Origin of the sequence: Prevotella sp. RM4 (assembly GCF_000701965.1) — a bacterium.
Lineage (GTDB): Bacteria > Bacteroidota > Bacteroidia > Bacteroidales > Bacteroidaceae > Prevotella > Prevotella ruminicola.
In genome coordinates this window covers 311,890-325,788 of record NZ_JNKG01000007.1, presented here as the reverse complement: position 1 = coordinate 325,788, position 13,899 = coordinate 311,890, and the positions used below count along the sequence as shown (strand labels likewise).

Genomic DNA, 13,899 nt, shown 5'->3' with positions numbered 1-13,899 from the left:
CACATAGTATTCACATAATTAAACAAGATTAAGATGGAAGTAACAATCACAAAAGAAAACTTTGCAGAGTTGAAGGCCGGTAACCTGCCTTTGGTAGTTGATTTCTGGGCTACTTGGTGCGGTCCCTGCCGTATGGTGGCTCCCATTATCGAAGAATTGGCAGCTAAGTACGACGGTAAGATCGTGGTTGGCAAGTGCGACGTTGAGGACAACGAAGACCTCGCCGCCGAGTTTGGAATCCGAAACATTCCTACCATTCTGTTCTTCAAGAATGGTGAGGTTGTAGATAAACTGATTGGTGCCCAGTCGAAGGGTAAGTTCGAAGAGAAGTTCGAAGCTCTGGTGTAACTCCGACCTGCACCAAACATATCACTTAATTAGCCGACGGTAACCACACGGTTGCCGTCGGTTTTTTCTTCAATAGTCACCTTAACGGCATCCTCGGGCAGAACCTCCTCAATCAGCTCGGGCCACTCTATCAGGCACAGGCAACCGCTGTAGAAATAATCCTCGTAGCCCATGTCGTAAACCTCCTCCAACTTCTTAATACGGTAGAAATCAAAGTGATAGATACTCTCACCCTCGCCCGATGTGTACTCGTTGATGATGGCAAAGGTGGGCGATGTAATCACATCCTCTACCCCCAAAGCCTCGCAAACGGCCTTGATAAACGTGGTTTTTCCGGCACCCATCTTACCATAAAAGGCAAACACACGACGGTCGCCCATCTGGGCAATAAACTCTCGGGCGGCATCCCCGATCTGCTCTAAACTGTTAATCTTAATCTCCATAATATTTTTACATTTTTTCATTTTTACATTCTACCTTCTTACCTTTTTACCCTTAAGCGTAATCAGCGGCACAATCATCTCCTCCATCGAGATGCCTCCGTGCTGGAACGTGTCGCGATAGTACGATACGTAGTAATTATAGTTGTTGGGATAGGCAAAGAACGAGTCGCCCGTGGCAAACACGTAGCTGGTTGAGAGGTTGGGCTGTGGCAACATGGCCTTGCGCGGATCCTTGATAACCAGCAGGCTCTTATCATCATCGTAACTCAGGTTCTTACCCAACTTGTAGCGCAGGTTGGTGTTGGTGTTGCGATCGCCCACAATCTTTACGGGCTGGGTACAACGTATACTTCCGTGGTCGGTGGTCACAATCACCTTGCAATCCATTTGTGCCAGCTGGCGGAAGAAATCGCTGATGACAGAATGGCGGAACCACGACAGGGTTATCGAACGGTAGGCACTCTCGTTGTTGGCCAGCTCGCGCACCATCTTCGACTCGGTACGGGCGTGGCTCAGCATGTCGATAAAGTTAAACACCACCACATTCAGCGGGTGCTTCTCTATCTGCTGCATCTGCTGCATCAGCTTGTCGGCATCGGCCTGGGTGTTTATCTTGTGATAAGAAAAAGTCTCCTTACGGCGATAGCGCTCCAGCTGGGTACGAATCAGCGGTTCCTCGTTCAGGTTCTTACCCTCCTCCTCGTCTTCATCCACCCAGAGGTCGGGGGACATCTCCTGTATCTTGTTAGGCATCAAACCACTGAAGATGGCGTTGCGCGCATACTGCGTGGCGGTGGGCAGAATGCTGTAATACATGTCCTCGTCGATATCAAAGTAGGCACTCAGTTCGCCCGACAGCACGCGCCACTGGTCGTAACGGAAGTTATCGAGCACCACCAGGAACACCTTCTCGCCCGCATTCAGCAACGGGAACACCTTGGTTTTAAATATCTCGGGCGAAAGAACGGGCTTCTCTCCCCCACCTGCTATCCAATCCAGATAATTCTTCTTGATAAACTTGGCAAAGCCGTTGTTGGCCTCCTCCTTCTGCATCTGCAGCATCTCGGTCATAGTGCTTTCGGTGGCACTCAGCTCCAGCTCCCAGTGTACCAGGCGCTTGTACACCTGCACCCAATCATTCCACGTTTTGCAGTCCATTATCTGCATGGCTATCTGCTGAAAGTTCTGCTGATACTGGCTCTGTGTGATTTCTGTTTCGATGGCACGGCGGTGGATATTCTTCTTGAGCGTCAACAATATCTGATTGGGGTTTACGGGCTTTATCAGGTAGTCGGCAATCTTCTGTCCGATGGCCTGCTCCATAATGTTCTCCTCCTCGCTCTTGGTAACCATCACCACAGTGATCGAGGGATTAATCTCCTTGAGTTTGCGCAGGGTTTCGAGTCCGCTGATACCAGGCATCTGCTCATCCAGCAGCACCAGGTCGAAGTTGCGCTGACGGCACAGATCGAGAGCATCGGTACCGTTGCTAACGGTCACGATTTCATAGCCTTTCTTCTCGAGGAACATGATGTGGCCCTTGAGTTGCTCAATCTCATCATCTACCCAAAGTAGTAATCCGTTTGTCATATATCTCTATCTGTTGTTTACCAAAAATCATCATCAAAATCCAGCACCTTCTGCTGCTTTTTCTGCGTGGCAGGTGCGGGCTGCTCGGCGGGCTTGGCTGGTAGCTCGTCTTCGATATCGGGCGCATCCACCGCCTCGGGGTTTATCAGCAGGTTATCCTTGCTAACCTGCATGGGTGCCAGCTCGCGCTCGTAGAACTGCTGGTACTCGTCGTAGGTATACTGGGTGCCCAGCAGGGGCAGATTCTGCTCGCTAACTATCAGGCGCATGGTGCGGGCCGTGTATCGGCGCAGGGTTTCGTTGTCGTACAGCATACGGGCATACTGCAGGGCCTCGTCGTAACTCAGGAATCCGCTTACCAGCATGCGGTTCAGCTCGCCGTCCTGATCTATCTGAATCTCGAAATTACGCACCAGGAAGTTGGTAAAGTTATAGCGTGCCAACTCGAACAGCAGCTGATTCTGGTTTACCGAATCGGGCTGATACACCAGCATAAACAGGTAGTGCGAGCCACGGTCGGTGCTCAGGGTATCGGTGGTGGTAGAATCACGCTTCAGCACAATGTCGCGCTGGGTCCACACGTCGCCGATATCAAACTTACCACCACGCAGCTTGCGACCATCTTGTACACCTTTGATAATCATACCTGCCAGCGCACTCACTTCGCTGTCGGGGTATTTCTCTACCACCTGCTGCAACTGCTCCAGACAGCCATCGCCATCGCCTTCGTTCAGCAGGCTCAAGCCACTGATAAACACAAATTTATCGCGGTGGGCGCCCTGGGCAAAGCGGGTGGCCGACAGTTCTGTGTTCTGCTTTACCACCTGGAATTCATCGTGCTTAAAGGCATCGTAGGTGGCGGCATAGAGCGAATCCTCTATCTGCTCGCCAAAGCGGGCATTCTCGGCATAGTACGGGTCGGCTATCAGCAATGTATATTCGTTGTCGGGGTAGTCGGCCTTCAGTCGGGCCAGGCACTCGGCAGCCTCGGCTGTGCGACCTTGGCGCGAGTACAGCAGCCATAGGTGGTACCACGCCTCAGGGTTGTGCTCGTAGTCGGGATAATCGGTAGTCAGTCGGCGCAGGTATCGCTCGCTGATGTTCAGGCGCTCCATCTTATCCTTCAGGATGATACCGGCATGGAACAACCCATCCTTGATGATATCGTGACAGGCGGCCTGCTGCTCATCGCTGAATGGGATTTGCGCCAGATAGTAGGCACGGTTGTGCGGATCGAGAGCGGTGCTATCAACGGGGGCAGTGGATTTGGTGCTGTCATTCGTCACGATGGTCACGCTGTCAACTACAGCCAGGCTATCAGCTTCGCTCGATGGCTGGCGGAGTACGGTTTGGTTACTGCGGCGCCAGTTGTCAATATTCTCTCGGCGGCCCCATTCGCGCTGGAAGGTAGCCTTACCCTGACTCACAGCCGTGGGGTTATAGAAGTACCATGCGCCACCTGTCTGCTGGGCACCAACTGACTGAGGCACAGCGCGTTGGTTAATCGATCCAAAATTTGATTGATTAAATGTCTGCTGGGTATTAGCGGTATTTTCCAGCTCTGCATCGCGGGCCTCCTTTTCCTTTTTCTTCAGTTCTACTATCACGCGGTCGATGGCTTGCAGGCGCTCTTTCTCGCCCATCCTGGCCAGTTGCAAGAGCGAATCCTGCAGATGCACAGCCTCGGTATAAGGTACCAGTTCGTCGAGCACCTTTGAGCGGCGCGAGAGTTCGTCGTAATCCTTGCGGTCCTTATCCAGAAGTCCGATAGCCTCGCCATAACAGCGCTGGGCATCGGCAAATTTCTCCTTTTCCCAATACAGATTGCCAAGGGTAAGCAGCAGCACACCCTTCTCGATACCATTGCGGATAGATTTCTGGTTACCCTTTTCGTAGGCGCCGATGGCCTGCAGGGTATCGCCTTGTGCCAGATAGATGTTGCCGATGGCATAGTACACCTGGTCAAGATATTCGGCATTGTTATCGTTGGCGGCCATGCGCTTCAGCTTACCTATCATCTGCTTACCGTTGTTCTTGGCCAGCACTTCGGTCTGGGCTATACGGGCGTTAAACTGCAACTCGTAAGGCGGACTGCAGCGTATCACCCGGGCAAAAGCCTTGTAAGCCTCTTGCTGGTTGCCCATCAGGTTCTGTATCTGTCCCATCAGGTACCACTCGCGGGCACGCTGGGTTTTACGGCGTTCGTGCTTGATGGCCTTACGCAGATAAGGCACAGCCTTGGGGTAATCAGCCACGCTGATGTAATAGTTGGCGTAGGTGTAATCCCAATCCTTAACGGCACGGAAATCCATCGAGTCGCGACTCATGTTACGAATCACGTCCTCGGCATCGTATCGCCAGCCCAACATAGTGTAGCTTTTGGCCAGCCACGCACGGGCCAGTCCGCTGCGGGCAGGATCGCCCAAGTACAGGCGTGCCATATACGAGAAGGTAGCGGCGGCCTCTTCAAACTGTCCCATCTGGAACTGTGCCTTACCAAGCATCAGCCATGCTTTCCACAGAAACGGGTTCTGCTCGCGCCCCTTCACCTTGATGGTGTGGCGCTGGATGGCTTTCTCCATCTTCTCAACCGTTCGCTCGTAATGTGCTTTGCCTATGTCGCGACTCAGTTTGTTGCCAACGGGGTAAAGCGGCAACAGTTCGGTAAAGTTATCCTTGTGGCCTTTCTCTTTCTCCAAATTTCCATCCAGAAAGGCCATGTGACCATTATAATAGGTATTATAGCGGGCGTTGAAGGCGTGCCAGAACCAGCTCTTGGCGGTGTTTTTGTTTTGCGCAAAGCCCATGGTTGCCACCAACGCGACAACCAACACCATGCCCATATATCGCCCATTCCATCTCACTATTCACTCTTCACTAATCACTATTCACTAATACTCTTCTGTTTCTTCTCCTCAAGCAGGCAGTGTATCTTGCACGAGCCCTCGTCGGCAGCTGTGCAGGTAGAGCAGTCGTGACCTTGCTCAATCACATCATCGCTCTTATCAAACCAGTTGGCTACCAAGGCTATCAGGCCCAGCGCCAACAACATGCCTATACATACTAATGCAAACGTCATCGTCTAAAATAATTGTGTTAGTTTTTATTCTTCAATGTTGAATCCTACCAGTTTCAGGTCGTCCCAGAACTTCGGGTACGACTTGCTGACAACCTGCGGATTATTGATAATCAGTCCGTCTTGGCGCAAAGCATAGGGTGCAAAAGCCAATGCCATGCGATGGTCTTCGTAAGTGTCGATACCAGCCTGCAGGTCGGGTTCGCAGCGCTCACCATCCCAGTACAGCTCGCTGTCGTTGGCATCGTGAATCACGTAGCCCAACTTCAGCATCTCTTTCTTCAGGGCTGCAATACGGTCGGTCTCCTTGATTTTCAGGGTTGAGAGGCCCTTGAAGTGGAAAGGAATATCGAGTGCGGCACAGGTAACCACAAAGGTCTGCGCCAAGTCGGGGGCATTCACAAAGTCGTACTCCAACTTACCCACGCCACGACCGTTCTTCTTCAGTGTCACCATCTGCGGGATACCCTTTTTCTGGGTTTCGAAGGTGGTCTTCACACCCAGCAGGCTGAAGATGTAGCGGGTGGTAGAATCGCCCTGCATCGAACCGTCCATCAGTCCCGTCAGCTTTACTTCGGCATCGCGATCCTTGCTCAGTGCCACCATCTCATACCAGTAGCTGGCACCGCTCCAGTCGCTCTCGATAAAGTAATCGCGACTCTTATAAGGCTTGTGGGCCACGGTGATGGTATCGGCCGAACTCCACCTGGCTTCGGCGCCGAACTCGCCCATCATCCACAGCGTAAGGTCGATATAAGGGCGCGAGATGATATCGCCTGTAAGTTGCAGCGTAAGTCCATCCTCCAGCATCGGACCAATCATCAGCAGCGCCGAAATGTACTGCGAACTCACATTGCCAGGGATAGAAAGCTCGCCACCCTGCAGCTTATGACCAGTGATCTTAAGGGGTGGGAATCCCTCCTGCCCTACGTACTCTATCTGTGCACCCAACTTGCGCAGGGCATCAACCAGGATAGCTATGGGACGGTGCTGCATGCGCTCGGTACCAGTAATCACATGGGTGCCGCGCATCACGCTCAGGTAGGCCGTCATAAATCGCATGGCGGTACCGGCAGCTTTGATATTAATTTCGTCGGGCATGTATCGCAGCGCCTCGATAATCACCTCGGTATCGTCGCAATCACTCAGGTTCTGAGGCAGATTACGACCTCTGCTAAGGGCATAGATAATGAGCGCACGGTTGGATATGCTTTTTGATGCTGGCAACTGGATGGTCTGAGCCAAACGTTCAGGTGCCGTAAGTTTATATTGCTTCATTTCTTGTATATGTCGTTCTAATTGCATGCAAAGATACGCATTTTCGGGCACTAAGCGCTCATTTTTACACATTTTATTACTATTATCCTCTTAATGTGTGTTAATCCTTGTGCGGTTTCGTAATCTTTTTGTACTTTTGCACCCACGAACAAAACAATTTAAAATAGTATGAACTACATTAAGACTACTCTACTGGCAGCCATCATTGGCCTCATGCCTATCGTACCAGCTAACGCACAAAGTGACAAGGTACTGAAAGAAAAGAATCCCGAGTTTTTCAAAACCGAAGAAGCTCGCCGTATCGGCGACCAGCTACTGATTTGGCAGCGCAACACGGGCGGCTGGCCCAAGAACGTCGACATGGTGACACCACTCTCCAACCAGCAGCGCGAGGTGATCATCAAGGATAAGCAGGTGACCGACGACTCGACAATCGACAACGGTGCTACCACCATGCAGATGAACTTCCTGGCACGATTGTATCAGCAGACCAAGGATGAGCACTATCGCGAGGCTTTCAAGAGGGGTGTAAACTACATTCTGGATGGACAGTACGAAAACGGCGGATGGCCACAGTTCTGGCCAACCCAGCGCGACTATCAGGTGCAGATAACCTACAACGACGATGCTATTGTGAATATTCTGACCATGATGCGCGACATACTGAATGGTAAAGAGCAGTATGCCGGATTAAGCGACGAGAAGCTGAACGCACAGATCGAAAAGTCGTTTAAGAAAGGTATTGAATGCATTCTGAACACGCAGATAAAGGTTGACGACACGCTGACCGTTTGGTGCCAGCAGCACGACCGCAAGACACTCTACCCTACTTATGCCCGCGCCTACGAGCTGCCATCATACTGCTCGATGGAGAGTGCCGCCATCGTACGATTCCTGATGAGCCTGCCCCACCCCGACGAGCGAGTACGCCGCTCGATCAACAGCGCTATGGCTTGGTTTGAGAAGAATAAGATTACAGGCTACCGACTTGTGAAGATTGGTAAGAAGGGGGAACCAGGAGCCGACACCCGACTGGTACCCGACCCCAAAGCCGGTCCACTATGGGCACGATTCTACGACTTGCTGAACTGCCAGCCGTTTGTATGCGACCGCGATGGCATGCCCCGCAAGCACCTTTCGGACATCGGCCCAGAGCGCCGCAATGGCTACAGCTGGTACAACGACCGCCCAGCAACGCTGTATGAAAAGTACGAAAAATGGAAAAATAAGTGGGAAAAGAGTAAAAAATAGGCCGAAAATTTGGTCAGTTCAAAAAAACTGCGTACCTTTGCACCCGCATTCGGCGATAACGGCTGGGTGCAAGTCGAAAACGGATCGGGATTTAGCGCAGTTGGTAGCGCACACGTCTGGGGGGCGCGAGGTCGCTGGTTCGAGTCCAGTAATCCCGACACAAAGAGCGAGAGAATCGAAAGATTCCCTCGCTTTTTTGTTTTGTATTCCTTTCGCAATTAGTACTTCTTGTTGTTGTCAATCAGGAAGTGGAAGTTCTCACCATCCACGGGGATATCAAGAATCAGGTACTGCGTATGAACGGATTTAATGGCAATAAAGCCCTCGTGCTCCGAGTAGTTGAAGATGGTATTGGCCCGCCAATAGCCTTCACTGATGCGAGCCTTCTCCAACTGACGTGCATCTTCGGCATCCTGTATGCGACGATCGCGACGTACATCATTCCAGTATTCGGTTCGCTTATCATTTGTACCAATACTCTCTACGCCAGCCACAACCAACTCGCCAATAAAATCACTCCACCACATCGTTTTGGTTCGCTTCTTGCTGTATTTTTCAGGAGTGTAAACAACCAGCTCATCTTTGTCGAAACCTAAGGTATCGCCCTTAGCTAAGAAGCGCTCTGTACGATAGCGAGCCGACTTCGAGTTAATGCCAGGGATAGCATAGGCATATGCCTTAATCTTCTTAGGTTCGAACACAAAGTCGTGACCACTCTCGTTGATAACAGTAATGTTTGGTTCAAAGATGCCGCCTTCGGTTGGATCCACCACCACAAGTATACCATTGTGCGTGCAATAAAACACATGGTGATCGTTCTTAACGAAAGTCTTGTACTCCTTCGTATCCTGCTCGGCCATAGCGCCTACACATACAAAAGCCATCAACAGGCTTGATATCAGTTTCTTCATCATTGTAAGTTAGTTTTAATTTGTAATTTCTGCCGCAAAGGTAATCATTGTTTGGAAAAAAGATACAAGAAATCCCCTACCCGTTAGTAGGGGAATCCCTATAGTTTTCACCGCTACTAACGCAAGTGAGCGTTAAGTTCGTTCAACAGCTCATCCTCCGCCATTTCCAGATGGTCGGTACGGATGGCATGGGTACAAAAGGCAAACAGCCATACATACCACTTAGGATTGCGCCAACTCTCCTTTAATACAGGCTGGATGGTACTATACATTCTGCTATGAGCATACTTAAAGCATTCGATTTCGTCCCAACGATAGCACTTATACTCGTCGGTTGACGAATAAAACTGCAACTTATCGTCGCCGATGATTACTGCTGGGCGCCTGGCTATACACAAATCAATGTAGCGGCTGTATCGTGTCCATATATTACGAGGTGCCAATATCAGCACAATTACACCCAGTAATTCCATCACAACAATTAATGCGATGCGAATCCACTCCGACTCGAAAGCGGAATTCTTGAACGTAGGCATCATAATCATCATGAACAATACAAACCCAAAGCCTACCAGCATGTACACCGCATCGATCGCAGCGGCGAACAGATGTTTCTTTTCGTAGATTTCTTTTGTCATCCTTTGTAAAATTCAGTTTCATTAAGCGCTGCAAAGATAACACATTCCCTCAACCCCACCAAATATTTCGCCAAAAAACTTATGCGAACTCAAAAATACGTCCAAAAACAAACATGGGTGCAAAATTGCACCCATGCCCAATCAATCAAAAATTTGATTGGTTATTTCAGCACATCATCATTTCTTTGACTCTGCCTGGGCTTTAAAGTAGAAGAAATAGAAGCAGGCGGCAAGGAGGGTTTTGTTTGAGGTACCCTTGATGCGACCGATGGTACGGAACGAATCATCCTCGACGGTACTACCGCTCATACGTCCTACGGTACGGAAGCTACCATCCTCGAACAGACGACCATCAAAGCGGCCAATGGTACGGAACGAACCATCCTCGATGGTACCATTGCTTCTGATATGACCAATGGTGCGGTACGAGCCATCCTCAACAGTACCATCCAGACGAACACGACCGATAGTACGGAATGAACCGTCCTCGATAGTGCCATTGCTCTTAATGCGGCCGATGGTACGGAATGAGCCATCCTCGATGGTAACGTTCAGCTCGGCCCACTCTTTCTTGGCGGCTTCCTGGCGGGCAGCGCGCTCCTCTTTCTCCTTGGCGGCACGGGCCTTAGCCTCTTCGGTACGCTTAACCTCGGCTTCCTTCCAGCCCTGCACCTGATTCTTAGATATCAGCGCACCATGGAAGATATAGGCCACCAACAGCGGACTTACATGGCCTTCGAGCTGTCCGAAATCGGTACCATAGCACGAGGCGCGTAGTTTGGTTACGCGACCTATCACCTCGCCATCCATCGATACCTCGTTGGTCTTGGTATCAAGCTTAATCGTACCCAAGTTAGGACTCTCGATGGTACCATCGTTGCTGATAGAGCCCTTGGGGGTACCGTTCAGGCTGGTAAACTTACCTGTGGCGGGGTCGAGGATATACTTAACCTTCTGACCGGCGAACTCGCCCTCATCGTAAGTCTGATTAAAAGTAATCTCGAGTTTAACGGGGTCCCATGTACCGATGGTAGAGTTACCCCACTTGATAGCGATAGGGGCACCGCTCTCGGCTGCCTGCGGAATGGTGGTAGTAATGGCTGCTGCAGCCTTTGCTACAGAGTCCTTACGCTGCTGTTCGGCCTCTACGGCTTTCTCCTGCTTGGTTTTAATACCTGCGGCTTTGCGCGCCTTGTTAAGCAGTCCGCCCCACTGAGCCTGAGCTGGCGTGCTGCATGCAAACATGGCCACTAAGGCCAGTGCAATGAATGAAGTTTTACGGTTCATAAGTAAATAATAATAGTAATGGGTTATAGATTAAATAATAAAATTAATAGCACTTGATGCGATACATAAAGCCCAGCTCTATGCGGTTGGAATGCTTGCCACCAAGGGCCGAGTCCTTGCTGTAGTTGATGTTCTGTCCCTGATAGGCCAGGAACACACGCAAATCCTGCGTTTTATCGGGATAGTACTCAATCGCACCTGCCCATCCGATGCTTTTGCGATAGTTCTTATAGCGCTCAACCTGCTGCATCGAGGCAGTTTCGTAAGTACCCTTCAGCATCAGGTTCCACTGGGGTGCAAACTGCCAGTTAAGCTTTGAAATCCATGTATGGTAGTGTACCTTGCCACAGTGCAGGTTCATTGGTTCATAAGGATGATATACAAAATCATTGATAGGATAACCATACTCATAGTAATATATCTGGGGCTGAAATCTGTCAGCCAAATCTTCGGTGGCGATACCAAGGCGGTCGAGATCGTCGAACTCGGCCATATAATCCACATACCACTGTACTTGGGGCAGATTAAGCTTCTGACCAAGGGTAATCATACGCGAGTACTTGCCCTGGGCCTCCTTCTGAATACCCCACGCCCAGCGCGTTTGCAACTGGTTATCGAAGAAACTACCATTCCAGTTGGCAATAAACGTGAGCGGATGGTTGGCCCGCTCAAGGAGGCGGTAATCACCATTATCGGTAACCACTATCGCATCGTTGCCATAGTAATCCTCGAGCGAACCGTTGTGGGCATCGCTCACCATCAGCGCAAACTCCTGCGTTGGCACAGGTTTCAGCGAGAGTGTTACACCCGTTTGGAATATCTCCATGTGGTCCAGCATATCAGAGTACTGATATACAAACATCGGGTTGGCATCGTACTCGTATCCACCCCATATCTGACTCATTTTTCCCGCCATCAGCGTTACCTTATCGCTGAAACTATAGCCCACCATCGCAATATCGGTGGCTTTCGAGAAGTTGTCGGAGCCCTGCGCATCGTTCCTGCGGTTTAAACGGTGGCGCAAACGATAAAACAGTTTATCAGTAAGGTTGCCCTTCAGTTCCAGGCGCAACTCCTTGTTTGCAAAGCGGGTTTGCCACGAGCTACCCGTGGCCTCACGAGCCTGAGCGCTGGCGGCATAGTTGATGTAAACATCCAGCATATCGTGCTTTTTCTCGACCTTTGCCAGGCGTTCCATCAGGCTCTGGTAGTCGCCATCCTCGCCGCCCATACCTGTGTTTCCGCCTTGTGCGTGGCCCGTTAAAGCCACGCATAACAAGGCAAATGATAATAGTGCTTTGTTCATGATATATCGTAATAGTTATTCATTGATGTTCAAATCCCATTGATTTCGAACGGCGTTGCTACCCACGGTAATCATCAGAATCACCTTGCCCTGTGCCTGGATAGAATCGAGGGGTAATACCACCTCGCCCAGCTGCGGAAGGGTATCGAGCGGCACATCGCCATTAGCCACCAATCCGCCAGCCAGCACCTTACCCGACTCGTCGGCCAGATAATAGCTGGTACGCACACCCTGCAGATTGCCATACATGGCGTTATACACATAAACGGGCACACGCAGCGTATCGGTTGCAGCTACCGATTGCGGGAGTTTGGCCAAAGGCACAATGGCACGACAGAACTGGTTGAACTGGCGCAAGGGCGCCTTGTCGGTATCGTCCCAACGGCCATGCAGCACACCACTGAAATCATTCTGGCGATCGCAGATACCCGTCAGCAGGTAGTGTACGCTATCGCCACTAAGCAGCACACGCTCGATGCCCTGCTTGTAAGCCATCATATCGGGCCCCACAATGGTACACTGATTAAGCGTAACAGGGGTAAGCACACGATCGTTATACACATAGGTATCCTGCCCCAGCGTTACCAGCACCAACGACGGGTGATGACCATAAGTATCGGTCAATCGGTTCATATCAGCCACACTGGTAGCCTCGGGTTGCAGATACATGCCCACCTTATCGGCCGCCTTAAAAGCAGCATCGGGCGGACAATAGCCACGAAAACGCACATGGTTTAGTCCGTAGTCGCTCAGGCGCTGCATAATATGCATCCACGTAGCCTCGTCCATCGGCATGCTGCCCCAAAGGGGGAAATAATCATCCATCACACAGCCACGCAGATAAACAGGATGGCGGTTCAGGTACAGTTTACCATCTACCACACCTGCCTCGCGCATACCAAAGGTGTACTCCTGATAATCGGAACCCACGCCAAGGGCCAGACGGAAGATATTAGGATGGAACTCGTCCCACAGGCGATTATCATCCATCACCAGCGCATCGTACTGCATGTAGCTTCCACGCACCTCGCGCTCATCCACAAAAATCTTAGCAGTATCAACGCCCTCGCGCTGAATCATCGTCTGCACATTGTAGAAGCCAAAATCGGGCGACTGTCCGCTTAAGGCGATCTCGATACCCACCGTACCCATAAAGGGGCGAGGATGCGTACGCACCTTATTAATATATAACCTTCGTGGTTGCGAGCGCAGTTCGATGTTACCCATTACGCCATGGGCATCGTGCCCAGCCACGCTCACCTCGACGGTGTTGCGCTGCCCAGCTACAATCTGTTCGGTAATATCTAACTGATGGGGATAATTAACCAAGGTATCACTGCCTGCCTCTACCCCGTTAACCTTAACGGCGGTAGCGCCTAACGGACGTTCGAGGAAAAGCACCACCCGGCACTTATCCCACTTCTGCGGTACATACACACTCTGACGATACACGGCACCACTGTCGGCATACGCAGGTTGGAGCAACCTGACCACATCCTGCGCCGCGGCCTGTAAAGCAAGCACCAAGAACGCTATGGTAGATATAATCTGTTTCATGGGCGCAAATATACGGCTTTTTTCTGTACCAACAAAGAAAAAACAAAGAAAAAAGGCAATTAGACTTGAAATCTAACTGCCTTCTTTGTAGCGGGACCCAGGATTGAACTGGGGACCTCATGATTATGAATCATGCGCTCTAACCAGCTGAGCTATCCCGCCTCATTGCTGATTTGCGGGTGCAAAGGTACACATTTTTTTGGAACCACCAAAA

At 50.8% G+C, this 13,899-nt stretch carries 12 protein-coding genes and 2 tRNA genes; 3 read left to right on the top strand and 11 right to left on the bottom strand.

Features of this window, described 5'->3' with window-relative positions; translation table 11 throughout:
* Window positions 1-33: 33 nt before the first annotated feature.
* Window positions 34-348 carry a thioredoxin gene (gene trxA, locus T499_RS0102565; RefSeq protein ID WP_033149625.1) on the top strand — a complete coding sequence of 105 codons (315 nt, stop codon included), beginning with the start codon at window positions 34-36 and terminating at the stop codon, window positions 346-348.
* A 29-nt stretch (window positions 349-377) separates the two neighbouring features.
* On the opposite strand, the gene tsaE is transcribed toward trxA, so the two are convergent.
* Genes tsaE through T499_RS0102545 form a run of 5 tightly spaced genes read right to left on the bottom strand, consistent with a single transcriptional unit; the run spans window position 378 to window position 6,735 of the window.
* On the bottom strand, window positions 378-791 hold the full coding sequence (tsaE, locus tag T499_RS0102560; RefSeq protein ID WP_033149624.1) for a tRNA (adenosine(37)-N6)-threonylcarbamoyltransferase complex ATPase subunit type 1 TsaE: 414 nt from the start codon (window positions 789-791) through the stop codon (window positions 378-380).
* 30 nt (window positions 792-821) lie between these two features.
* The gene (locus T499_RS0102555; RefSeq protein WP_033149623.1) at window positions 822-2,381 is read right to left on the bottom strand and encodes a T9SS response regulator signal transducer PorX; all 1,560 of its coding nucleotides are present in this window, start codon (window positions 2,379-2,381) and stop codon (window positions 822-824) included.
* A gap of 17 nt (window positions 2,382-2,398) precedes the next feature.
* The gene (locus tag T499_RS0102550; RefSeq protein ID WP_033150132.1) at window positions 2,399-5,218 is read right to left on the bottom strand and encodes a type IX secretion system periplasmic lipoprotein PorW/SprE; all 2,820 of its coding nucleotides are present in this window, start codon (window positions 5,216-5,218) and stop codon (window positions 2,399-2,401) included.
* A gap of 47 nt (window positions 5,219-5,265) precedes the next feature.
* Window positions 5,266-5,460 carry a hypothetical protein gene (locus T499_RS14580; RefSeq protein ID WP_157054481.1) on the bottom strand — a complete coding sequence of 65 codons (195 nt, stop codon included), beginning with the start codon at window positions 5,458-5,460 and terminating at the stop codon, window positions 5,266-5,268.
* A 24-nt stretch (window positions 5,461-5,484) separates the two neighbouring features.
* Window positions 5,485-6,735 carry a 3-phosphoshikimate 1-carboxyvinyltransferase gene (locus tag T499_RS0102545; protein ID WP_033149622.1) on the bottom strand — a complete coding sequence of 417 codons (1,251 nt, stop codon included), beginning with the start codon at window positions 6,733-6,735 and terminating at the stop codon, window positions 5,485-5,487.
* Window positions 6,736-6,903: 168 nt separating this feature from the next.
* Between T499_RS0102545 and pelA the strand changes: the two genes are divergently transcribed.
* Both pelA and T499_RS0102535 read left to right on the top strand, forming a co-directional pair.
* On the top strand, window positions 6,904-7,986 hold the full coding sequence (pelA, locus tag T499_RS0102540; RefSeq protein ID WP_033149621.1) for a pectate lyase: 1,083 nt from the start codon (window positions 6,904-6,906) through the stop codon (window positions 7,984-7,986).
* Window positions 7,987-8,071: 85 nt separating this feature from the next.
* Window positions 8,072-8,144, top strand: a tRNA-Pro gene (locus T499_RS0102535).
* Window positions 8,145-8,204: 60 nt separating this feature from the next.
* Here T499_RS0102535 and T499_RS0102530 read toward each other — a convergent pair.
* The 6 genes from T499_RS0102530 to T499_RS0102505 all read right to left on the bottom strand — a co-directional run bounded on the left by T499_RS0102530 (window position 8,205) and on the right by T499_RS0102505 (window position 13,847).
* Window positions 8,205-8,897 (bottom strand): hypothetical protein, encoded by a 693-nt coding sequence (locus tag T499_RS0102530; RefSeq protein WP_157054480.1) that lies wholly within the window; start codon window positions 8,895-8,897, stop codon window positions 8,205-8,207.
* Window positions 8,898-9,013: 116 nt separating this feature from the next.
* Complete coding sequence (locus T499_RS0102525; protein ID WP_033149619.1) at window positions 9,014-9,535, bottom strand: hypothetical protein; 522 nt, start codon at window positions 9,533-9,535, stop codon at window positions 9,014-9,016.
* A gap of 177 nt (window positions 9,536-9,712) precedes the next feature.
* A complete protein-coding gene (locus T499_RS14005; RefSeq protein WP_052173316.1) occupies window positions 9,713-10,822 on the bottom strand; it encodes a 5-fold beta-flower protein in 1,110 nt (369 codons plus the stop codon).
* Window positions 10,823-10,865: 43 nt separating this feature from the next.
* A complete protein-coding gene (locus tag T499_RS0102515) occupies window positions 10,866-12,128 on the bottom strand; it encodes a porin (RefSeq protein ID WP_033149618.1) in 1,263 nt (420 codons plus the stop codon).
* 15 nt (window positions 12,129-12,143) lie between these two features.
* Entirely contained in the window at window positions 12,144-13,685 is a 1,542-nt protein-coding gene (locus tag T499_RS0102510; protein ID WP_033149617.1) for a glycoside hydrolase family 2 protein, read from the bottom strand.
* Between the two features lie 88 nt (window positions 13,686-13,773).
* Window positions 13,774-13,847: transfer RNA gene (locus tag T499_RS0102505), tRNA-Met, on the bottom strand.
* Window positions 13,848-13,899 lie beyond the last annotated feature (52 nt).